Source organism: Rhodospirillales bacterium, assembly GCA_023898765.1.
Taxonomy (GTDB): domain Bacteria; phylum Pseudomonadota; class Alphaproteobacteria; order Micavibrionales; family Micavibrionaceae.
The window spans coordinates 942,218-965,470 of sequence record CP060238.1; the positions used below are offsets into that span (position 1 = coordinate 942,218).

Annotated in this window: 20 protein-coding genes; 15 read left to right on the forward strand and 5 right to left on the reverse strand. The window is 54.3% G+C overall.

All coding sequences use genetic code 11. From position 1 onward, the window contains the following. Window positions 1-14: 14 nt before the first annotated feature. From H6853_04565 to ligA, 12 genes are all read left to right on the forward strand, one after another. Complete coding sequence (locus H6853_04565) at window positions 15-1,457, forward strand: UDP-N-acetylmuramate--L-alanine ligase (protein USO04540.1); 1,443 nt, start codon at window positions 15-17, stop codon at window positions 1,455-1,457. A gap of 43 nt (window positions 1,458-1,500) precedes the next feature. Then, window positions 1,501-1,971, forward strand: coding sequence for an NUDIX domain-containing protein (locus tag H6853_04570; GenBank protein ID USO04541.1), 471 nt, complete (start codon window positions 1,501-1,503; stop codon window positions 1,969-1,971). A 417-nt stretch (window positions 1,972-2,388) separates the two neighbouring features. Further along, window positions 2,389-2,673: a hypothetical protein gene (locus H6853_04575; protein USO04542.1), complete on the forward strand. Its 285-nt coding sequence runs from the start codon at window positions 2,389-2,391 to the stop codon at window positions 2,671-2,673. A 50-nt stretch (window positions 2,674-2,723) separates the two neighbouring features. Further along, window positions 2,724-3,665: a UDP-N-acetylmuramate dehydrogenase gene (gene murB / locus H6853_04580; protein USO04543.1), complete on the forward strand. Its 942-nt coding sequence runs from the start codon at window positions 2,724-2,726 to the stop codon at window positions 3,663-3,665. Continuing rightward, entirely contained in the window at window positions 3,662-4,645 is a 984-nt protein-coding gene (locus tag H6853_04585) for a D-alanine--D-alanine ligase (GenBank protein ID USO04544.1), read from the forward strand. The genes murB and H6853_04585 overlap by 4 nt, the downstream gene beginning before the upstream one ends. Before the next feature lie 128 nt (window positions 4,646-4,773). Beyond that, a complete protein-coding gene (locus tag H6853_04590; protein ID USO04604.1) occupies window positions 4,774-5,439 on the forward strand; it encodes an FtsQ-type POTRA domain-containing protein in 666 nt (221 codons plus the stop codon). Between the two features lies 1 nt (window position 5,440). After that, on the forward strand, window positions 5,441-6,709 hold the full coding sequence (gene ftsA / locus H6853_04595; protein USO04545.1) for a cell division protein FtsA: 1,269 nt from the start codon (window positions 5,441-5,443) through the stop codon (window positions 6,707-6,709). Window positions 6,710-6,986: 277 nt separating this feature from the next. Next, window positions 6,987-8,651 carry a cell division protein FtsZ gene (gene ftsZ, locus H6853_04600; GenBank protein USO04546.1) on the forward strand — a complete coding sequence of 555 codons (1,665 nt, stop codon included), beginning with the start codon at window positions 6,987-6,989 and terminating at the stop codon, window positions 8,649-8,651. Window positions 8,652-8,798: 147 nt separating this feature from the next. Next, a complete protein-coding gene (locus H6853_04605; GenBank protein USO04547.1) occupies window positions 8,799-9,725 on the forward strand; it encodes a UDP-3-O-acyl-N-acetylglucosamine deacetylase in 927 nt (308 codons plus the stop codon). 84 nt (window positions 9,726-9,809) lie between these two features. After that, on the forward strand, window positions 9,810-10,640 hold the full coding sequence (locus H6853_04610; protein USO02834.1) for an outer membrane protein assembly factor BamD: 831 nt from the start codon (window positions 9,810-9,812) through the stop codon (window positions 10,638-10,640). Window positions 10,641-10,651: 11 nt separating this feature from the next. Next, window positions 10,652-12,301 carry a DNA repair protein RecN gene (gene recN, locus H6853_04615; protein ID USO02835.1) on the forward strand — a complete coding sequence of 550 codons (1,650 nt, stop codon included), beginning with the start codon at window positions 10,652-10,654 and terminating at the stop codon, window positions 12,299-12,301. A gap of 2 nt (window positions 12,302-12,303) precedes the next feature. Further along, on the forward strand, window positions 12,304-14,382 hold the full coding sequence (ligA, locus tag H6853_04620; protein USO02836.1) for an NAD-dependent DNA ligase LigA: 2,079 nt from the start codon (window positions 12,304-12,306) through the stop codon (window positions 14,380-14,382). Here the strand turns inward: ligA and H6853_04625 are convergent, their stop codons facing one another. Beyond that, entirely contained in the window at window positions 14,383-14,619 is a 237-nt protein-coding gene (locus H6853_04625) for a hypothetical protein (GenBank protein USO02837.1), read from the reverse strand. A gap of 49 nt (window positions 14,620-14,668) precedes the next feature. Continuing rightward, on the reverse strand, window positions 14,669-15,613 hold the full coding sequence (locus H6853_04630) for an alpha/beta hydrolase (protein ID USO02838.1): 945 nt from the start codon (window positions 15,611-15,613) through the stop codon (window positions 14,669-14,671). Between the two features lie 98 nt (window positions 15,614-15,711). On the opposite strand from H6853_04630, the gene H6853_04635 reads away from it, so the two are divergent. Continuing rightward, a complete protein-coding gene (locus H6853_04635; GenBank protein ID USO02839.1) occupies window positions 15,712-16,440 on the forward strand; it encodes a hypothetical protein in 729 nt (242 codons plus the stop codon). Here H6853_04635 and H6853_04640 read toward each other — a convergent pair. The 3 genes from H6853_04640 to H6853_04650 are packed head-to-tail and all read right to left on the reverse strand — an operon-like array spanning window position 16,424 to window position 19,467. After that, complete coding sequence (locus H6853_04640; protein USO02840.1) at window positions 16,424-17,809, reverse strand: NAD(P)(+) transhydrogenase (Re/Si-specific) subunit beta; 1,386 nt, start codon at window positions 17,807-17,809, stop codon at window positions 16,424-16,426. The two genes, H6853_04635 and H6853_04640, sit on opposite strands and share 17 nt — an antisense overlap. Window positions 17,810-17,812: 3 nt before the next feature. Next, entirely contained in the window at window positions 17,813-18,226 is a 414-nt protein-coding gene (locus tag H6853_04645) for an NAD(P) transhydrogenase subunit alpha (GenBank protein ID USO02841.1), read from the reverse strand. Window positions 18,227-18,237: 11 nt separating this feature from the next. Beyond that, window positions 18,238-19,467 (reverse strand): Re/Si-specific NAD(P)(+) transhydrogenase subunit alpha, encoded by a 1,230-nt coding sequence (locus tag H6853_04650; GenBank protein ID USO02842.1) that lies wholly within the window; start codon window positions 19,465-19,467, stop codon window positions 18,238-18,240. 204 nt (window positions 19,468-19,671) lie between these two features. Here H6853_04650 and H6853_04655 point away from each other — a divergent pair, with 204 nt between their 5' ends. Together H6853_04655 and H6853_04660 are read left to right on the forward strand one after the other, a co-directional pair. Continuing rightward, a complete protein-coding gene (locus tag H6853_04655; protein ID USO02843.1) occupies window positions 19,672-21,126 on the forward strand; it encodes a TolC family protein in 1,455 nt (484 codons plus the stop codon). Next, entirely contained in the window at window positions 21,113-23,251 is a 2,139-nt protein-coding gene (locus H6853_04660) for a type I secretion system permease/ATPase (GenBank protein USO02844.1), read from the forward strand. The genes H6853_04655 and H6853_04660 overlap by 14 nt, the downstream gene beginning before the upstream one ends. Window positions 23,252-23,253: the final 2 nt, after the last annotated feature.

The window sequence follows — 23,253 nt, forward strand, 5'->3', positions numbered from 1 at the left end:
AGAGATTTAGAACAATGCGCGCAATGCCGCTGGATATAGGGACGCTTCATTTCGTCGGGATCGGCGGGATCGGGATGAGCGGGATTGCCGAAGTCCTGCATGCGCTGGGCTATAAGGTGCAGGGGTCCGATATTGCCGAAGGGCCGAACGTGGTGCGCCTGCGCGAAAAGGGCATCCGGGTTTTTGTCGGGCACGAGGCCGCGCATATCAAAGGGGCGTCCATTGTTGTCGTTTCGACGGCGATCAAACCGGACAATCCGGAATTAAAGGCTGCGCGTGAAAAACGCATGCCTGTGGTGCGCCGCGCCGAGATGCTGGCGGAGCTTATGCGGCTGAAATGGTCGATCGCGATTGGCGGCACGCACGGGAAAACGACCACGACCTCGATGGTAGGCGTGATGCTGGAGGAAGCGGGCTATGACCCGACGGTTATCAATGGCGGGATCGTCAACCGTTACGGCACCAACACGCGCCTTGGCGAAGGCGACTGGATGGTTGTCGAAGCCGACGAGAGCGATGGAACCTTTACAAAGCTTCCGGCGACGGTCGCGGTGGTCACGAATATCGACCCCGAACATATGGACCATTACGGTTCTTTTGACGGGGTGAAGGCGGCCTTTCGGACCTTTGTTGAAAATCTCCCTTTTTACGGGTTCGCGGTTCTGTGCTCCGATCATGCGCAGGTGCAGGCGCTTATCCCCGAGCTGTCGGACCGGCGTGTGGTGACGTACGGGTTTAATCCGCAGGCGGATGTGCGCGCGGAAAATGTCCGCGGCAACGGGGAAGGAAACATATTCGATGTGCGCTTTGCAGGCTGGATGAACGGCGGGAAGGAAGAAATCCTGCGCGACGTGTTTTTGCCGATGCTGGGGGCGCATAACGTCCTGAATTCTCTGGCGGCGCTGACGATTGCGCATGAAATGGGCGTGCCCGCGGCGGTCATGAAAACGGCGCTGAAAAACTTCTCCGGTGTGAAGCGCCGCTTTACGAAGACGGGGGAGGTGCGCGGTATGACCGTCATTGATGATTACGGGCATCATCCGGTCGAAATCATGGCGGTTTTAAAGGCCGCGAGGGAGGCGGTCAAAGAAAGCGGCGGCAAGGTCATTGCCGTGATGCAACCGCACCGCTATACGCGCCTGTCCGATTTGTTTGATGATTTCTGCACCTGCTTTAACGATGCCGACAGCGTTTTTATCGCCGATGTCTATCCGGCGGGGGAAGAGCCGATTGACGGCGCGGACAAGGAGCATCTCGCTGCGGGCCTCAAAGAGCGCGGGCACAAGGACGCGCATGTGCTGTCTTCGCCGGACGACCTGCCCGGGGCCGTGGCGGCCATCGCCGAAGCAGGGGATTATATCGTGTGCCTCGGCGCGGGGAATATCACCGCCTGGGCCTATGCCCTGCCGGCGCAGCTTGAAAAGATTTTTCAGTCTCACGAAAAACAAAGCGCTTGAGGTTTTTGAACCACAGAGACGCAGAGGCACGGAGGATTTGTTAATGTCACATGATATACAATCTGTTCGTGTTGTTGATCTGACGAAAACAGATATTTCCGTGTTTGATAAGAATCTTGCGGACTGCGTTATCTTAACGCATGACCGTAAGCTTTTATTACAGCAACGTCCTGTAAACTGGGGGCGTTGGGGCGGATGTTTAAATGCTTTTGGCGGTCATGTTGAAGAAGGTGAGACTATTATGCAAGCGCTGATAAGGGAGTTGAACGAAGAACTTGGCGCACAAGTCCTCGAAGAGGATGTCGTTAATATTGGTGCCGTGAGCGAAGACTGGACGGGACATAAAGAATTGGTCCATGTCCATTTTTGGCAAGATAGAAATAGGACGATTACAGGGTGCTATGAGGGCGAAGCTGTGCATTATGGAGATGTCTCGGAAGCATTGAAACATCCCAAAATCATGGATTATACGCGCTGGGCATTACACGAATGTCAAAATCGCGGGTTTTTATAATATAGTGATTTGAGTTAAGAACGGGACATTTTTTATATTGTCATTGCCCGAATCCGCGAAGCGGATTCTAGGGCAATCCATAGATTCCCCTAGGATTGGCCCTGCCAATCCGGGGAATGACGGTACAGAAAAAATATTCAATTCCCAAGAAGAACGACTATAAAAGAATCTCCGTGTCTCCGTGGTAAAAACAAAATGTGCCTATGCAGATAAGTGTCCTGCCTGCGGTATGTCGTGTTGCTCGTCACTCCCGCGAAGGCGGGAGTCCAGGGCCAAAAGGCTGGATGCCCGCCTCTGCGGGCATGACGTTTCAGGCTGTAATCACAGTGTGAAGTCCGCCCAAAAACCCCCTTTCCTTTATAGGAAAATTATCCTATAATAGGGGCGGCAGGACCTGAAACCGAAGGAGGCGACGTCGTGGCAAACGGATGGACGGAAGAAAGAAAACGAAAGCAGGCCGAGGCGATCCGGCGCTGGAAACCCTGGGAAAAATCGACAGGTCCCAAAAGCGAGGCAGGCAAGGCCCGCGTCAGTCTGAATGCGTGGAAACACGGCATGCGCACCAGGAACCTGCAGGAATATGAGGAACTTTTACGGCTGAATGCAGCCTTTCTCCAGCAGCTTGGCAGGCTCCGGATCGCGGATGACCGCATGGCGAAGAAAAAGAAACTATTGGAACGTCATGGAAAATCAAATAGATAGGTTGAATAGAAAAGGAAGCACCATCAAACTATTGGGTGATGAAGACGGCTATGCGTAAGGCAAAAACAATATCGGATTCGCTGCCCGAAGTGCGCGGGCGCTACAGCTTTGACGAACCGTTGGGGCGGAAGAGCTGGTTTGGCTGCGGCGGCAGGGCGGAGGTCCTTTTCAAACCGGCGGATGCAGAGGATCTGATTTCATTTCTCAGAAATTGTTCCGGGGATGTGCCCGTTACGGTGCTGGGCGCGCTGTCGAATGTGATTGTGCGCGAGGGCGGTATTCCGGGCGTAACCGTTCGTCTGGGGCGGGCCTTTGCCGATATTGAAACGGAAGGGGACCTTGTAAAGGCGGGCGCCTTGGCGCTGGATGCCAATGTCGCGCTGGCGGCGGCGGAAGCGGGCATTGCAGGTCTTGAGTTCTATAGCGGGATTCCCGGCTCTATCGGCGGGGCGCTCAGGATGAATGCAGGCTGCTATGGCCGCGAGACAAAAGATGTTTTGGTAAGGTGCGAAGCGGTGGACCGGGAAGGGACTCTTCATGTCCTGACACCGGATCAAATGGGTATGACCTACCGTCATACGGAGGCGCCGGAAGATTACATCTTTATTTCGGCGACGTTTCGGGGACAAAAGGACAAGCCTGAAAAAATTAAGGCACGTATTGCGCAGATTAAACAGCGCCGCGAGGACAGCCAGCCTTTGCGCGAGAAAACGGGCGGGTCCACATTCGCCAACCCTTTGCCTGCGGAACTGGTGCAGGCCGGCTTGCCCGAAGATACGAAAGTCTGGCAGCTTATAGAGGACGTCGGCGGGCGCGGCCTTCGGGTCGGCGGCGCAAAAATGTCTGAAAAACATTGTAACTTTATGATTAACGAAGGGGAGGCGAGCGCCGCCGATCTGGAAGCTTTGGGCGAGGAAATCCGAAAACGTATTTACGAAACGCATGGAATCAGGCTACGCTGGGAAATCAAAAGGATGGGAGAACGGGCATGACAAAGACAGTGGCCTTACTGGTCGGCGGATGGTCGGCGGAGCGGCAGGTGTCCCTGACCAAGGGCAAGGCGGTCGAAGCGGCTTTGCGCGAATGCGGATATGATTTGCGCGTGATTGATGTCACACGGGACATTCGGAAATTGATAGATGACCTGACGCCGAAACCGGATGTCGTGTTTAACAATCTGTACGGGCAGGGCGGGGAAGACGGCGTGATTCAGGGCCTGCTTGAAATTATGGACATTCCCTATACCCATTCCGGCGTGACGGCCTCGGCGATCGGGATGAACAAGCCGTTGTCCAAACGCATCGCAGCGGCTGCCGGTGTCCAGAGTCCGGCCGGGAAAGTTGTGACCAAAAAAGACGTTCTGGCCGGAGGTGTCATGGAAGCGCCTTACGTTGTAAAGCCGCCTTGTGAAGGCTCCAGCCTGGGTATTCGTATTGTCATGGAAAACGATAATCACGTGCCGCTGGATGAGGAAAGCTGGCACTTCGGGGATGAGGTCCTGGTGGAAGAATATATCCCCGGCAGGGAACTGACGGTGGCTGTTCTGGACGGCAAGGCGCAGGCGGTGACGGAGATTATTTCCCATACGGGCGGCTTTTTCGATTATGAGGCCAAATATCATGATCAGAAAACGGAGCTCGTTTTGCCCGCTAAATTGCCGGAAAAAGTCTACGACAGGGCTTTGGAAAATGCGCAGGCCGTGTATAATGCAATTGGATGCAGCGGGCTTGCGCGCTGTGATTTCCGTTTTGATGACTCCAAAAAGGGGCCGGAAGGCCTGTATTTTTTGGAAATCAATACCCAGCCGGGGCTGACGGCGGAAAGCATCGGCCCTTCCCAAGTCGTTTATAACGGTATGTCCTTTCCCGCGCTTTGCGCTCATCTGGTTGAAACTGCAAAATGTCACGGCAACACACAGGCACAAAACGAAGTTCAATCCTCAAGCAGCGCGCCCCTAAAACGCAGCGCCTGATTTTCTGGGTGCAGCGTGCGGGTGTCGTTGGCGGCGTGCTCGCATTTGTCTTCTGGATCGGTTCATGGCTGTTTTTATCCGGCGCGGCGGACCGTCTGGGCGGCTGGACGAGGGAGTCTGTTCTCGAAATGAGCGCCGGGGCCGGATTTTCGGTTCGCAATGTCCTGGTGGAAGGGCGCGAGTATACGGATTCAGAAGCTTTAAAAGCCATTGTGAATGTGCAAAAGGGCGATCCGCTTTTTGCCTTTAATCCCAAGGCCGCGCAGGAGGCTGTGGAGAAACTTTCATGGGTGCGCTCGGTCCATGTCGAGCGGCGTCTCCCCGATACGGTCTATCTCCGGTTAACCGAGCGGAAGCCTCTGGCCCTTTGGCAGCGGAAGGGAAAGCTTTCCGTGATCGACGAAGAGGGGACCGTTTTGACGTCTTATAAGCTGGAGCGGTTTCAGGACCTGATTATCCTTGTCGGTGAAGACGCGCCGGTCCATGCGCAGGCGTTGCTTGAGGTGCTTGAGGTTGAGCCCGAAATTAAAGAGATGGTCGAGGCGGCCACGTTTGTTTCAGATCGCCGCTGGGATCTGAAACTGAAGACGGGTGTGATTGTGAAATTGCCGGAGGAAGAACTGGGGCTGGCGCTCAGGCGGCTTTCTTTTACGCACAGGGAAGAGGGGCTTTTGAAAAAAGATGTGCGCTCTATAGATTTGCGCGATCCGAACAAGATTACGGTCCGGACACATCCGGGCGCCGTTCAGGAATATAAAGCAGGTTTTAATCCGGCGGCCGGCGGTGATATCTAACATGAAGCATGCCCCCAAACCTCGTGGAACTCTCGTGGCGGCCCTGGATGTAGGGACACATAAGATCGCCTGCTTTATTGGCCGTGTTTCGGACGATGAGGGCAGTATCGAAGTCATGGGGGTTGGGTATCAGGCTTCCAAAGGCATTAAGGGCGGCAGCGTTGTTGATCTGGAAGCTGCCGAATCCGCCATCCGGCAGAGTGTTCACACGGCGGAAAACATGGCGGCCGATGTTATGAAGGGGTATCCTTTGCGCGAGGTGGTTATCAATGTGCCGGGCGTTCATGCCAAGTCCCATATTTTGTCTGCCGATATTCAGGTGCATGGTCATGACATTACAGACAATGACGTGCGCTGCGCTTTAAACAAAAGCCAGCAGCAGGTTTTAAGCGCAGAGTACGAACTGGTTCATACAATTCCCGTCGGGTATCGCGTAGACGGTCAGGAGGGAATACGGGATCCCCGCGGCATGGTGGGACAGAATCTGGAAGTCGGGATTCATATGGTTACAGCCCAGCTGGGCCCTTTGCAGAATATTGCGGAATGTGTGGAACGCAGCCATCTGGATATTGAAGCGCTGTGCATCTCTCCCTATGCGGCCGGCCTGTCCTGCCTGGTCGAGGACGAGGAAGATCTGGGCTGCATCGTGATTGACATGGGAGCCGGCGTGACTTCTCTGGCGGTCTTTCAGGGGGGCGCCATGATTTACAGTGACCATGTTCCTGTCGGCGGCTGGCATGTCACCAACGATATTGCCCGCGGCTTAACATGCAGCAGCGCGGATGCCGAACGCTTAAAAACCCTGTACGGCAGCGCAATGGTTTCCAGCCATGACGACAATGAAATGATTGATGTTCCGCAGGTCGGCGAGACGGATCGCCACAGCCCCAACCATGTGCCGCGCTCCGTTCTGATAGGTATTATCCAGCCGCGTCTGGAAGAAATTCTGGAGCTGGTGCGGACAAAGCTGGAGGATAGCGGGCTGAAAGCTTCGGTAAGCCGCCGCGTCGTCCTGACCGGCGGGGCGAGCCAGATGCCCGGTCTGCGCGATCTGGCCCAGGCCGTTCTGGATAAACAGGTCCGGCTCGGGCGTCCCCTTCGCATTAACTCTTTGCCTGACGCGGTAAGCGGTCCCGCCTTTTCAACCACAGCCGGTCTTTTGACTTATTTTGTCAATCGTCACGATGAAATGCCGGCTGAAATTATGACGAGCGCCCATCCCGAATCACTTTGGGAGAGGGTGAAATTCTGGTGGAAAGAAAACTGGTAAAGACTTTTCAAAATCGTCCAGTGGATAATACAGGAGTTATCCACAGCTATTTGTGTACAAGGGTTGGCGGGGTATGGTCCTTGTGAGACAATCCTGAAATCACGAATCAAAAGAGTCACTTGGACGTGACTCTTGATAAGTGAGTGGGGGAGAGAAACTGTTTTTTAGCCACTTAAACCTGCCGTTTTTTCTTAGCGAATGAATTTTCAGGATTCCGTTCCGAGAAAAATGCCCATAGAATCAAAAACCAAGGCCTTTCAATTACGGAGGTTTCAAAATGATTAACGTTCGAATTCAAACACCAGAGGTTCAAAAATTGTCTCCCAGAATAACAGTTGTCGGTGTCGGCGGCGCAGGCGGGAATGCCGTCAATAATATGATTTCGTCGGGCTTGGAAGGGTGCGAGTTTCTTGTCTGCAATACGGATGCTCAGGCGCTTGAGGGGTCTCTTTGCGAAGACAGACTCCAGCTTGGGGTTCACGTCACCGGCGGGCTTGGCAGCGGCGCAAAACCGAGCGTCGGCAAGCAGGCGGCAGAGGAAAGCCTCGATGAGTTGATGCAGTATCTCGAAGGCTCCAATATGGCGTTTATCACGGCCGGAATGGGGGGCGGTACGGGTACGGGGGCGGCTCCCGTTATTGCAAAGGCTTGCCGGGATAGCGGTATTTTGACTGTCGGCGTCGTGACAAAACCTTTCCATTTCGAAGGATCTCACCGCATGAGTATGGCGGAGAGCGGCATTCAGGAAATGCAGGAGTTCGTGGATACGCTCATCGTTATTCCCAATCAGAATCTTTTTCGTGTAGCCAATGAGAAAACAACGTTTCCCGAAGCTTTCCGGATGGCGGACAGCGTTTTGCAATCCGGCGTGCGGGGCGTTACTGATCTGATGGTCGTGCCGGGACTGATTAACCTCGATTTTGCCGACATCCGTTCCGCCATGCTGGAAATGGGGAAAGCGATGATGGGAAGCGGCGAGGCCGAAGGGGAGCGCCGCGCCATTGAAGCGGCCGAAGCGGCTATTAGCAATCCTCTTCTGGACGATGTTTCCATGAAGGGCGCCAGGGGCGTGATTATAAATGTGACGGGCGGGCCGGACATGACCCTGTTTGAGGTCGATGAAGCCTGTAACCGCATCCGCGAAGAAGTCGATCCGAACGCTAATATCATATTCGGGTCCACCTTCGAGGATAAACTGGAAGGTAAAATGCGGGTGTCTGTCGTCGCAACAGGGATTGATGTTGTCGAATCCAAAAAAACGGGTTCTTTGGGCGGCGGCGTTAAAGTTACATCCGTCGGACATGTGCAGAGTGCGGATACGCGGCCCTCACTGGAGCGCGCAAGGCCAAATACGGAAACGACCATCCAGTCCGCAACGGCGGCGGCCAGAGCTGCGGCTATGCCTCCCGTTTCGGCGATGGCGCCATCTGTATCCGCCGAAGCGGATATGTTCGAACAGCGCGAGTTTATTGCCACTGCCCCGGCCCAGTACAGAATGCCCCAGATGCATGCTGAGGGAGATGTTCTGCGGGGAAGTGTCCAGGCCGGCCGTTTTATCCCGCCGGCACCTGCGATTGCAGAGCCGCGGAATGAGGCTCCCGTAGGGTATGGCGGGCAATTTGTCCCTCCGGCTCCTGTCCGGGCGCCTGCTGATTCAAGCCTTGTTCTTCGTCCTCCTGTGCCGGGGGCGCATAGCGCGGAACATCGTAAGAAAACCCCTTCTTTGTTTGAACGTATTACCGGCGTTCGCGGCCACTATGCGAAGGGAGATGAGGGAGACGCTACGGAAACGGAAGCTTTCCATTCAGGTTTGCGTGCGGAGCGGCCTCAAAACAGTCCTTCACAGGGCCAGCTCGGGATTGATTCGCCTGCGGCCCCGAAATCCGAAACGAAAGAGAACGATCTTGATATTCCGGCTTTCCTAAGACGACAAGCAAATTAAAGAATCCCGCCTTTTGGCGGGTGTCCTCCAGAGTATCCCTTTAAGGGGGCCGGAAATCCGGCTCCCTCTTTTTTTGCCCTGTCTTTGTAACAATGCGATACAAACCGTGTCTTGAAGGAATTCTGCGCTCTCCCATATAATTCAGGGATGCAGCACACTTTACGCCATAAAATTGACATTCAGGGAACGGGGCTCCATTCCGGCAAAGCTGTTCACCTTTCTTTAAAGCCTGCGCCGTCCGGGCATGGCGTTGTTTTCAAACGCACGGATATCACAGGTAAAAATCCCCTTATTCCCGCAAAATGGGACCATGTTGTCGATACGCGCCTTTGCACGGTGATTGGAAATTCTGATGGTGTCACGGTCGGGACGATTGAGCATCTGATGTCTGCACTGCGCGGATGCGGCGTCGATAACGTTCTGGTCGAAGTCGATGCGCCGGAAGTTCCTGTCATGGACGGAAGCGCCGCTCCCTTTGTCGAGCGCATTGAAGAGGCGGGGCTTCAGGTCCAGTCCATGCCGCGCCGGGCCATCCGGATTCTGAAAGAGATCACGGTTCGCGACGGCGACAAGAAAGTGACCCTTTCCCCTTCCGCCGTGCCGGTTTTTTCGGGGCAGATAGATTTTGAACATCCGGATGTGGGAACGCAGCGTCATGAGGTCAAGCTTGTGAACGGGAATTTCAAGCACGATATCGCCGATTGCAGGACTTTCGGATTTCTGGCTGAAGTTGAGGCGATGCAGGCCGCAGGGCTGGCACTGGGCGGATCTCTGGAAAATGCCGTCGTTCTGGATGAGAGCGGCGTGATAAATCCGGAAGGACTGCGCTGCGCAGATGAATTTATTCGCCATAAACTTCTGGACGCAATTGGAGATTTATATCTGGCCGGCGGCCCGGTTTTGGGCGCTTATGAAGGTATTCGCGGCGGGCATGCGCTGAACAACAAGGTCCTGCGCGCTCTTTTTGCCGACCCTTCCGCTTATGAGATCGTCGATCTCTTCGTGGACGTGGATGAGGCGGACGGTCATGTTTATCCCGAAAAACCACGGGCCTCTTCTGTCGCAATCGCCTGATTTTCTTAAAAAAAGAAGAATATTTATGGGGAAGGGAGAGGTAAATTCCTTTTCATATCCACACGATCAGGCTAAAAATAACGCATGGTTCAAAAATCTCTTATAACGGTTTCCCTGGCCGCGCTTTCGCTTCTGGCGGCGGGCTGTTCTTCCGATAAAAACAAGGAAGACTCCGCGCAGCTTGAGCGTCCCGTGGAGGAACTGTATAACAAGGCGGCCGATGCGCTGGATTCCAAGGAATATGAGCAGGCCAGCAAGGATTTCGAAGAAGTGGAGCGCCAGCATCCCTATTCCCAGTGGGCAACAAAGGCACAGCTTATGGCGGCCTATGCGGCGTATCAGGACGACCGCTATGACGAAGCCATTTTGGCGCTGGACCGTTTTATAGAGCTTCACCCCGGAAACGAGGATATTGATTACGCCTATTACCTGAAGGCGCTGGCTTATTACGAGCAGATTTCGGACGTGGCCCGCGATCAGGCTGTAACAAACGACGCGCTGGAGGCGTTTAACACCCTGATTTTACGTTTTCCGGACAGCGAGTATACGCGCGATGCCAAACTGAAAAGGGATCTGACGCTCGACCACCTTGCCGGAAAGGAAATGGAAATCGGTCGGTATTACCTGAACCGGGTTCAGATCAACGCGGCCATCAACCGCTTTCGGACCGTTGTACGCGACTATCAAACCACAACCCACGTCCCCGAGGCGCTTCACCGTCTTGTAGAGGCGTATCTGACCCTGGGGTTGAAAACGGAAGCGGCGCGTGTGGCCGCCGTTCTGGGATATAACTATCCCGGGTCGAAATGGTACGAAGACAGCTATAAAATTCTTGATCCGGCCATGCGCGCCAAGATTATGGATGACCGTTCTTTCGTCGACAAGACGGTCGATTCCCTTTTTAAGCCAGATTAGAGGGGGGCGGGATGCTCGCCAGCCTGACCATCAAAAACGTGGTTCTGATCGACCACCTGACCATCGAGTTTGAAAAAGGTTTGTGCGCCCTCACCGGGGAAACGGGGGCCGGAAAGTCTATTTTGCTGGATTCCCTGGGGCTGGCGCTCGGCGCCCGGTCGGAGTCCGCCCTGATTAGAAAAGGGGCGGATCAGGCGCAGGTCAGCGCCACTTTCGAAGTAGAAGAAGACCATCCGGCGCACGCTTTTTTGTGTGAGTCCGGTTTGGAAACCCAGAATACGCTTATTCTTCGCAGGGTCGTTAACGCCGATGGACGCTCCCGCGCGTTTGTAAACGACCAGCCTGTAAGCATCGCCCTGCTCAAAAAAATCGGGGAAACGCTGGTCGAAGTCCACGGGCAGTTTGAAACGCAGGGGCTTTTAAACCCGAAAGAGCATCGTGGGTTGCTGGACGACTATGCGAACGTGTCCGAAGAACGGGCGGCGCTTTCGCGCCTGTGGGAGGCGTGGAAAGAGGCCGATCAGGCATTGAGCGACAGCCGTGCAAAAATGGAAAAAGCGAAACAGGAAGAGGAGTATTTGCGCGGGGCCCTTGAAGACCTTGATGAACTCGCGCCAAAAGAGGAGGAAGAAAAAGAGCTGACGTTGCAACGGGAACGTTTGATGCGGCGGGACAAAATATTCGAAGGGCTGAACGCCGCCCATCAGGGGCTTGAGGCGGTGGAAAACAAAATGGGCGGCGTGTGGAAAGCGCTGGAGCAGATTGGTGAGGAGGCAAGGGAAATGGCGGCGGGCATGGACCGTGCCGCGGCGGAATTGCAGGAAGTTTCGGCGCAGCTTCGCTCCTTTTCAAGTGAGATGGAGGAAGGCGCCGGCTCTCTGGAAGAGATCGATGAGCGTCTCTTTGCCCTTAAAAACCAGGCGCGGAAACATGGCTGCCGGATTGACGACCTGCCCCAAAAACGGGAGGATCTGGCACAGCAGCTTGATTTGATCGAAGGGCAGGATGAGAGGCTTTCAGACCTTGTTAAAAGGGTCGAACGCTGCCGCCTGTCTTATCTGGCACAGGCCGACTCTCTTTCAAAAACACGCCGGAAGTCCGCAAAAAAACTGGACGAACTGGTGCAAAAGGAACTGGGGCCTCTGAAGCTGGAAAAGGCCCGGTTTGAAACGGAAATCAAACGGCTGCCGGAAGATCAGTGGGGGCCTTCCGGGATAGACGGCGTCCAGTTTATGGTCGCCACGAATCCGGGGACGCCGGCAGGGCCTCTGGCCAGAATTGCTTCCGGCGGGGAAATGGCGCGTTTTATGCTGGCGCTGAAAGTGGTTCTGGCGGAAGTCGGTGCCGCCGGCGCGCTTGTGTTTGACGAAGTGGACAGTGGCATCGGCGGCTCTACGGCAGCGGCCGTAGGGGACCGGCTGGCGCGCCTGTCCGCATACCGTCAAATTCTGGTGGTGACACACTCGCCGCAAGTCGCAGCGCGGGCAGCACATCACTGGATTGTGAGCAAAAACGGCGACAAGGAAGTGAAGACCGATATTGTTCCCTTGCCTGAAAATACGCAAAGACGCGAAGAAATCGCACGCATGCTGGCCGGCGCGGAAATTACGGAAGAAGCCCGCGCGGCGGCGGACAGGCTGCTGGAGACACGGGCGGCATGAAGATGGAAACGCTTTTTGATATGGATGAGCAGCAGGCGCGCGCCCGGCACGCCGCTCTGGTAAAACAGGTCAAGGCGCACGATATTTCCTATTACCAGAAAGATGCGCCGAAAATTTCAGACGCGGATTATGATGCGCTGCGCCGTGAACTGGAAGCCCTGGAAAAAAAATATCCGGATCTTGCAAGCGCGGAAAGTCCGACGCAGAAAGTAGGGGCTGCCCCCTCAAAAGGGTTTCAAAAAGTCAGGCATGCTGTGCCGATGCTCTCTCTTTCCAATGTGTTCGATGAAGAAGAGTTGCAGGATTTCCTGACGCGTGTGCGGCGGTTTTTAGGACTGGAGGAACAGGAGCCGCTTGAGATATCGGCAGAACCGAAAATTGACGGCCTGTCCTGTTCCCTGCGGTATGAAAACAGGAAACTTGTTCTGGCGGCGACCCGCGGGGACGGAAGCGAAGGGGAGGATATCACAGAGAATGTCAAAACGATTTTCGATGTTCCGCAGACTCTTCCAAAAGAAGCGCCGGATATTCTGGAAGTTCGCGGAGAAATTTATATGCGCCGGGATGATTTTATGGCGCTGAACAAACGGCAGGAAGAAGAAGGAAAGCAGGTTTTCGCCAATCCGCGCAATGCCGCTGCCGGGAGCGTTCGTCTTCTCGATGTTACGGTTACCGCGCAGAGGGCGCTGCATTTCTTCGGTTATGCGCTGGGGGAAACCAGCCAGGATTTTGCAAGCACTCAATCCGGTATTCGTTCAAAATTAAAGGAGTGGGGATTTCAGGAAGCCGAGCCTGTTTCCCTGTGCCAGACACTGGAGGATATTCTTTCTTACTACCGGAATATCATGGATTTACGCCCCGACCTGCCTTATGAGATTGACGGGGTGGTGTATAAGGTCAATCGTCTGGATTTTCAGGACCGTCTCGGGTTTATCTCGCGATCGCCGCGCTGGGCGACGGCGCATAAATTTCCCGCCGAGCAGGCTGTGACTATTTTGAACGATATTGTCATTCAGGTGGGGCGGACGGGCGCGCTGACGCCTGTGGCGGAGCTGGAGCCGATTACGGTTGGCGGCGTCGTTGTCTCCCGCGCGACATTGCACAATGAGGATGAACTGGCCCGAAAGGATGTGCGCATCGGGGATCATGTTCTTATCCAGCGGGCGGGCGACGTTATCCCGCAGGTCTTGAAACATATTGAGGCTAAACGAAAAAAAGAGTCCATAGTCTTTGTTTTCCCGGACCATTGCCCGGCCTGCGGTTCTCTGGCTATTCGGGAGGAGGGGGAAGTCGTCCGCCGCTGCACCGGCGGCCTGATTTGTCCGGCGCAGGCTCTCGAACGGCTCAAGCATTTCGTATCCAAAAATGCATTTGATATCGAGGGGCTCGGCGCAAAAGTCATGCAGCAGTTCTGGGAAGAGGGGCTGGTCAAAACGCCGGGGGATATTTTCCGTCTTCCGGAAAAGGCCGGGGAGCTTGATCCTCCTTTGCAGGAGCGGGAAGGCTGGGGAGATTTATCGGTTCAAAATCTTTTTAAGGCGATAGAAAAACGCAAGACGATTTCCCTGAGCCGTTTTATTTACGCGCTGGGCATTCGTCAGGTCGGAGAGGCTACGGCCAAACGCCTCGCGCAGGCATACGAACGTTTCCAAAATTTAAAAAATGAAATGGAAAAGGCTCAAAACCGCGAGTCTGACGCGTATCGGGACCTTATAAATATCGAGGATATAGGGCCGTCCGTTGCGGACGACCTTCTGGGATTTTTTGCGGAAAAGCATAATCAGGAGGTACTGAAGGATCTGGAGAGCCTTCTGACGATCCAATCCTATGAAGCGCCTCAAACACAGCAAAGTCCCGTTTCGGGAAAAAGGGTTGTCTTCACGGGAACCCTGTCTTCCATGACGCGCCCCGAGGCCAAGGCCACAGCCGAAAGCCTTGGCGCGAAAGTGTCCGGCTCCGTGTCTAAAAAAACGGATTATGTGGTCGCGGGGGAGGATGCGGGATCAAAAGCAAAGGCGGCGGAAGCCTTGGGCGTGCAAATCCTGAGTGAAGAGGAATGGGCCGCGCTTATTAGAGGGTGATTATTTCTTGTCGGCTTTTTTCTTTAGAGAGCGAAGCTTTTCAATCGCTTTTTCGACATCTATGGGATAATCCCTTCGTTCGATGAATTCCCCGCCGCCGGTTTTCCGGGTCATGGAGAGCTCCATGGCGTTATTCAGGGCTTCGGCCGTTTCGATATCTTCCTGTTCCAGCGCCAGTTGAAAGGCGGTCAGAATACGGTCGCAAAGGCGGAGTTTTTCAATGGAGAAATTTTGCATTTTCAAAGGTCCTTTTTACCGGAAGATCATATGCTTTTTTGGACGGGCTTTAAAGAATTTTATCGAAACCTTTCAGGAAAACACCGCGCAGACTGTCGCGTTCCATCAGGATTTCGTGATACGCCCCGGGGAGTTCCAGCAGAACGGCCTGCGGAATATGCTGCGCAGCCCGGCGGATAAGCGCGTTGCTGACCAGAGTATCTTTTCCCGCGCAGGCCAGGAGAACCGGGATATCTATTTTTTCCAAAGCGCCGTCCTGTTGGAGGGCCCGACAGGATTTCATGCTTTCCCGTACCCATCCAAGCGTCGGGTTTCCGACCTGCAGGTCCGGCCGGGCAAGGCACCACGCATTATGGACTTCCTTGCGGACAGGGTCGCTTGAAAAAATATCCGTTTTACGGCTTGTGCGCATTTCCTCATGCCAGTCTTTCCCGCCGGGTACGTAAGAATCGTAAAAAGGGCGCAGCAGGAAGAGCAAAAGATTTGCCAAAGGACCGTATGGGTCCAGCGCTTTGATTCCGAGCATCGGGGCGGAAAACGCAGCGGCTTTAAACGTGCCGGGGGTCCGGCTTAAATAACGCAGGCCGATATTCCCTCCCATCGAATGGCCAAGCAGCAGGAGGGGGGCTTTTGTTTCCGGCCGGACGATTTGAGTGACAAAATGGTCCAGATCCAGAATATCCTGCTCATATCCGTCGCTGTGGCGTTTGTGAACATTGACATCGTGGCGTTTCGAAAGCCCCTGATATTTCCAGTCCATCGTCCAGAAGGAAAAACCGCGTTCGAGCATGTCGCGGGCCGTTTCAAAATATTTTTCGGCAAATTCGCTCAGGCCGCCGAGACAGACGACGGCGGCCTTGGCCGGCGTTTTCGGGAGGACATAGCCGTAACGGATTTTATGGCCCGTTTTTGGATTGTTAAAGTAATCTTCCTCCCAGCCTTCAGGGGGTAAAAAGCGGGGGGCGAGATCGGGCGTGTTTTTCATGATGTTCATCTTACCGTTTCTTTTTCCGGGGTTCGAATGGATTTTTCATTGACATAATTTTATCTTTGGCTATTTTTGCCGGAAGTATTTTGGGAAAGGATTATGTTATGGCTGTTGAACTGGGCGTGAAACCTGCAAGGGACGCTGAAAAGGGTGGCCTTTTTTCTCTTCTGCAACAATATAGATGGGCGGCGGCACCTGTCGGTATCGCCGTTGTGGCGGGAGGCTTGTGGCTCGGCGGGGCATTTGATGATCCTGTTCCTACGCCGGAAGAGCAGGCGGCGCTGGATGATCTTCACCGGATGTCCTTTGTTTTTAAGGACAGGGCGCAGCGTTGTGACAATACACTTCAAGGCCAAGGTTTTCCGGGCTATTCCCCTTCCGACGGGGCACAACAGGCTTTGAATCTGATCGAATCGGCCTATCCCGATCTGAAAGAGCGTCAGGCCCTTATGAAATTTCTGGAAGGAAAAAAGATAGTCCTCCATGCGACAGATTCCAATTTTTCAAAGGCCAGAATCGTATTTCATAATACAAATCCAGAAAACAGGGTTTTATTGATTAACGACGGCGCTCTTATTTCGTCCTACGATGAAGGCTTCCGCGAGTTGATGACAAAAATTCAGCAGCCCGGCGCCCTCGACAAGCCGGGGACGCATGTCTTGTTCTGGAACGAGTTCGAGAAACAAAAAGAATTTCTCGATACCCGTTTTCTGGCAGGAAATAAAACGCCGGAGGCGTTCAATGTTTTGCCGGGGGTCGATGAGACAAGGTTTGAGATTCATGAGGGGAATTGGAAAAATCCATGCCCTCCCCAGCCTACTCCATCGCCTTGACGACGGTTTCGGTGACTTTCTTGGCATCGCCGAGCAACATATAGGTGTTGTCCGCGTAAAAGAGCGGGTTGTCGATCCCCGCATAGCCGGAGCCTAAAGAACGCTTGATAAAGAAGACGGTCTTGGCCTTTTCCACGTCCAGAACGGGCATGCCGTAAATCGGAGAAGAGGAATCTTTTTTGGCTGCCGGATTGGTGATGTCATTCGCGCCGATGACAAAAGCGACATCCGCCTGAGCGAATTCGCGGTTGATGTCTTCCAGTTCGAACACTTCGTCGTAAGGCACGTTGGCTTCGGCCAGAAGCACATTCATATGGCCGGGCATCCGGCCCGCCACGGGATGGATCGCGTATTTCACTTCCGCGCCTTCAGCCTTCAGGATATCCGCCATTTCCCGCAAAGCGTGCTGCGCCTGCGCCACCGCCATGCCGTAACCGGGCACGATGATGATTTTAGAGGCATTTTTCATGATAAAGGCCGCGTCTTCGGCAGATCCGATATGGGCCTGTCTGTCTCCCGTATCCGCGGCGCCGCCGCCGCTTTCTTCCGCGCCGAATCCGCCCAGCACCACGTTCAGGAAGGAGCGGTTCATCCCCTTGCACATGATGTAAGACAGAATGGCGCCCGAAGAGCCCACCAGCGCCCCGGTGATAATCAAAAGATCGTTTTGCAGCGTAAAGCCGATACCGGCGGCGGCCCATCCCGAATAGGAATTGAGCATGGACACAATGACGGGCATGTCCGCGCCCCCGATCGGGATGATAATCAGGACGCCCAGTGCCAGCGCCGCCAGAACGACCAGACCGAACAGGAGAGTGCTTTCGCTTAAGGTCAGGAGGATAATCAGCGCGATTAACGCTCCGCCCAATGCGGCATTGATAAGGTGCTGCATGGGAAAGGTCACGGGTTTACCGCTGATTTTGCCCTGCAGTTTCCCCCAGGCGATGACCGAGCCTGTAAAGGTAATGGCCCCGATAGCCGCCCCCAGAGACATTTCGATCAGGCTGCCTGCGGGGATGTCCCCTTTCAGTCCGATGCCGTAGCTTTCCGGGCTGAAAAACGCGGCGGCGGCGACAAAAACGGCGGCAAGGCCCACAAGGGAATGAAACGCGGCAATCAGTTGGGGCAGGGCCGTCATCTTGATTTTGTTGGCGATGACGGTGCCGATGCTTCCGCCGATCGCAAGCCCGCACAGAATAAGCCACCATGACTGGACGGCGATAAAAAGTGTGGCTGTAATGGCGATGGCCATGCCGCCCATGCCGTAAACGGCGCCGGCGCGCGCCGTCTCAGGATGGGAAAGACCGCGCAGCGCCATGATAAAACATATGGCAGACACCAGATAGGCGAGGGTGGAGAGGGCTTCCATGGCTTACGATCCTTTTTTCCTGAACATGCTTAGCATACGGCGGGTCACGATAAAGCCGCCGAAAATATTGACGCCTGCCAGAACAACGGCCAGAAATCCGAGGAGTTTTGAAAAACTCATCTCCGCCGGTCCGGCGGCAATCAGGGCGCCGACAATAATCACGGAAGACAATGCGTTTGTGATACCCATCAGCGGTGAATGCAGGGCCGGGGTGACGTGCCAGACGACGTAATAGCCGACAAAGCAGGCCAGAATAAAGACGGTCAGGCCGCTTAGGAAGAACGAGCCGTGTCCGCCATCCATGTCCGCAAGGGCCTGGCTTGCCTGCACCGCTATATTTGCGGCCTGGTCTGCTATGTCTTGCGCTTTGTTGGCGAGATCCGCCGCGCTTTCGGAAAGTGTTTTGTCTTCGCTCATTTTTTTGCTTTCTATTCTTTATCCGTCCCTGTTTTCTTTTGCGATTCCGGTTCCTCTACAAGGTGCTCTTCCGATGCGGCTTTGCCTTTGACAGGGTTTTCTTGCGCCTTTTCCTTGTGAAAACCGGGGTGAATAATGTCACCGTCTTTGGTCAGGGCAATGGCCTTGATAATTTCATCTTCCCAGTCAATCGAAAGTGCGCCGTCTTTTATTATCAGGGCCAGAAGACTCAGAAGGTTTTTGGCGTAGAGGGCGGAGGCGTCTGTCGCGAGACGGGAAGGCGTGTTCGAATGTCCGACAATCGTAACGCCATGCTTTTCAACGACTTTTCCGCTTTGCGAGAGTTCGCAGTTTCCACCCGCTTCCACGGCCAGATCGACAATCACGGACCCGGGTTTCATGGATTTCACCATTTTTTCCGAGATAAGTTTAGGCGCAGGGCGTCCGGGGATCAGGGCGGTCGTAATTACAATGTCCTGTCTGGCGATGGTTTCTTCAATCAGGGCCGCCTGTTTTTTCTGGTAAGCTTTTGACATTTCCCTGGCGTAGCCGCCGGATGTTTCCGCTTCCTTAAACTCATCGTCCTCGACAGCCACAAAAGTGCCGCCCAGAGATTGCACCTGCTCTTTGGCGGCCGGGCGGACATCCGTGGCGCAGACGATCGCGCCCAGCCTTTTGGCTGTTGCAATTGCCTGCAATCCCGCAACGCCGGCGCCCATCACCATCACTTTTGCCGGCGCAATCGTGCCGGCAGCGGTCATCATCATCGGAAAGGAGCGGGCGTAATGCTCCGCAGCGTCCAGAACGGATTTATAGCCCGCCAGATTGGACTGGGAGGACAGGACATCCATTGCCTGCGCGCGCGTGATGCGCGGCACGAGTTCCATCGCAAAAGCGGTTATGCCGCTTTCGGCACAGTTTTTAATCAGCGCTTCGTTTTGATAGGGGTTTAACATGCCCACCAGAAGCGTGTTTTTACGTAAGGATTTGAAATCCTCGCCGGCTTGCGGACGGACACGAAGGACGATATCGGCGTCTTTGAGGGCTTCCGTTGCCGTTTTGACAATCGTTGCGCCCGCCTCTTTATAGGCCTTGTCGGAAAAGGCAGCCCCTTTTCCGGCGTTGCTTTCAAGACAGACGCTTGCGCCAAGGGCGGCAAGCTTTTTGACTGTTTCCGGTGAGGCGGCCACGCGCTTTTCATCCGGCGAAGTTTCTTTTGGTACGGCAATCTTGAGAGTCACAGGGAAACCCTTTCACTTTCTATTTGATACGTTATTTAACGCAGGAAGAACGAAAGAGACAATGCCTGAAAGCATATAATTTGTGAAGTTTTTCCCAAAAATACATAATCGTGCGTTATTTTGGGTCAGAGTCTTGCTTAAAGTCCAATAAACCTTTAAATTCAATAAGGCTGAAGTTCTGGCCTCGATTCTGGGGATTTCTTGATGTGTTATAGATTTTTATTGCTGGCGGTTGCTGGAGCGTCCCTGAGTCTGTCCTCGGGTGCGCATGCGGAGACTTTGCGCGAAGCGGTTCAGACGGCTTTAAACAATCATCCGAGCGTAGAAGCGGCCAAGGCAAGCCATCTTTCCTCTATGGAGGAACGCCGGGAAAAGAAATCGGATTTCTTTCCTGTTTTGAATGCGAACGCTTCGGGCGGACGAATGTACGGCGATAACAGTACAAGCCGCGGTTTGACCGTAAGCAGGGGGGCGGCCTATTCATGGATTTGGGAAGGAAACGCTTCCGTGACCCAGCCTATTTTCAGCGGTTTTGAAACGGTAAACCGCGTGGATGCCGCAAGCGCGCGAATTTTTGCCGCAGACTATAATGTTTCCAGTGTAGAAGAAAGCCTCGCATTACGCGCCGTTCAGGCCTACATCAATGTTTTGCAATCGCGCGATACGCTGGAAAAAACGAGGGATTATAAAGACAAGCTCCAGGATTATCTGGGACGGGTCGAAATGATGGTGGATGCTGGCGCTGCCGACGAGGTCGAGGCGGCGCAGGCGCGCAATATCAATTTGTTGCTCGCCAATAGTTTGAGCGAGGCGACCGGGCAGCTTGAATCGGCTTATGCGGCCTATGTGGAAGTTGTCGGGAAGATGCCGGACGGGGCGCTCAAAAAGCCTTCCGTGCATGAGGAGATGATTTTCCCTTCTGTGGAAGAAGCTCTCTCTTACACCAAGGCGCATCATCCGAGCATTATGGCTGCGCGCAAGGAATCCGAGGCTGCGGGATATGACGTGACGGCAGAAAAAGGAACCCTTTATCCCGATTTGAACGGGGAGTTGTCTTATCTGAAAAAAGATCAGCTCGAAGAAATCGGCGGCGAGATCGAAGACCGGCGGGCGCTTTTGCGCGCAAGCTGGAGTTTTTCAACAGGCGGCGCGGAACTGGCCCGGATTCGCCGCGCCAAGGCCGATTATGCGGAAAAACAGGCACGTTCTCAGGAAGTTGTGCGCCAGATTGAACAGGAGGTTCGCCTGGCTTATGCGCAGCTTGAAACGGCCCGCAAGCAAAGCGATCTGGCGCAGGAAAGGGAGGCGGTTACCGCCGAACTTTTCGAAGCTTATGAGAGCCAGTTCGAAGGCGCACGCATTCGGCTTTTGCAGCTCATGCAAGCGGATAACCAGCTCTTTGGCGCGCAGATTGAAAAAATGAATGCGGAATACCGTACTCTTTTGTCCGAATATATGACGTTGGCCTCTACCGGCCGGTTGCAACAGTCTTTAGAACTTGCGGAGTCGGACGTGCCTGCGGCAGCGGCACCTGTGGCAGAGGAGGGGGGAGAAGGAGAAGAAGCGTTGGAAGAATCTGTGCCTCTTGTAAAGGCAGACGAAACCCTGCTTTATAAATCCTCTCTGAAGGGGGTTTCTGTATCGCATGAGCAAAATTGACGCCTCCTCTATAGACCCTTTGCTGGAGTGCCTTGTTTTCCTGACGAGCCATTTTGGACGTGCAAAATCGGCTCCTGCTTTAACCGCAGGGCTCGCTTACGGCGAAAAAAATATGGGGCCGGAGCTTTTTTGCGAAGCGGCAGAAAAAATCAATCTTAACGTGCGGGTTGTTAAGCGTAAAAAACCCGTCAAAATCCCCGCGCCGGTTTTGCCGTCCGTGCTTATTCTCGAAAAGGACCAGGCCTGTGTGCTCTTGGGGGTGAGCAAAGACCGGAAAAAGGCGCATATCTGGTCGCCTGAAACGCGCGCTTTGCGGGATGTTTCTATGGCGGATCTGGAAAAGTCCTATAGCGGGTATGCCATTTTCGTGCATCCAAAGCCTGAATTCTCGGACCCCGACGCGCCCCATCTGGAGGATAGCGACCGTCACTGGTTCTGGGGGCCGATAAGCGAGGCGAAATCAATTTATATGCGCGTGGCGCTGGCGGCGGTTCTTATCAACCTGTTCGGTCTTACCAGCCCGCTTTTTATTATGAATGTGTATGACCGCGTGATCCCGAATAATGCGATTGAAACGGGATGGGTTCTGGCGCTGGGGGCGCTTACGGTTTTCCTGTTTGATTTTATTATGCGCAGTTTGCGCGGCTATTTCATTGATCTGGCGGGGCGGCGGGTCGATGTGATTGCGGCCCGGCGGATTTACGATCATCTGCTGAATATGAAGCTGGCGGATCGTCCTGCCTCGAGCGGATCTTTTGCGAATATGCTCAGGGACTTCGATTCCGTGCGCGATTTTTACACCTCGGCCACTTTGACGGCTGTTGTCGATTTGCCTTTTACCTTTTTCTTCCTTTTTGTGATCTGGCTGATCGGCGGGCCGGTTGCGCTTCTTCTCTTCGCTTTGATCGTCATTGTTTTTGTTACGGGACTTGCGCTTCAGTTTCCCCTGAAAGCGCTGGTGCGTAAATCCACAAAATCATCGGAAGCCAAGCACGGGCTTCTGGTGGAAAGCATTTACGGGCTGGAAACCATTAAGGCCACCGGAGCGGACGGACGTCTGCGGGCGCGCTATGGGGGCTATGTGGCGGAGAATGCAGGCTATGCCCAGGGCTCGCGTTTTGTGTCGGGAATGGGCGTCAACGCCGCAACGTTCCTGCAACAGATTGCCTCTATCCTGATCGTTTTAATCGGTATGTATCTGGTAAAAGATCATGTGCTTACGGTTGGAGGGCTGATTGCGTGCGTGCTTTTGGGAGGACGGGCCATTACGCCGATCGGGCAGGTTGCCAATTTGATGAGCCGGTACCATACCGCCAAGGGCGCGCTGAAAACGCTTAACGGCATTATGGGCAAGCCCGTAGATCGTCCACCGCATAAACACTTTCTTCACCGCCCGGATCTCAAGGGCCAGATTTCTTTTCAAAAAGTTTCTTTCGCCTATCCGGGGACAAAAGGAAAGGCGCTGGATGAGGTAAGCTTTTCCATTCAGGCCGGAGAAAAGGTCGGAGTCATCGGGCGCATCGGATCGGGCAAGAGCACGATTGCCCGCCTGATGATGGGGCTTTACGATCCTGCCGGCGGCACGATTTTGTTTGATGAAACGGACTATCAGCAGATCGATCCGGCAGATTTGCGCCGGAACATTGCCTATATCGCGCAGGATGTTGTCCTGTTCAGCGGCTCCATTCGCGACAATATCACCGCGAGCGCGCCGCATGCCTCCGAAGCCGAAATTCTGGAAGTGGCGAAGGCCGCGGGCGTGCACGATTTTATCTCCCGCCACCCGATGGGGTATGACGCGCCGGTGGGGGAACGCGGGGAAGGGCTTTCCGGTGGTCAGCGGCAATGTGTCGCGCTGGCGCGCGCGATGCTTTTAAAGCCGAATATCTATATCTGCGACGAGCCGACAAACGCCATGGATATGCAGGCCGAGGCCGTTTTTACGCGGCATATCCAGGAACAGACAAAAGACAAAACGCTGGTGCTGATTACGCACAGGCATCATCTTTTGACGCTTGTGGAGCGGCTCATTTTAATAGATCAGGGCAAGGTCGTGGCCGACGGCCCGCGGGATAAGGTAATTGAGGTTCTGAGCAAGGGCGGTATTGAGGTTCCGAAGGAATAGAA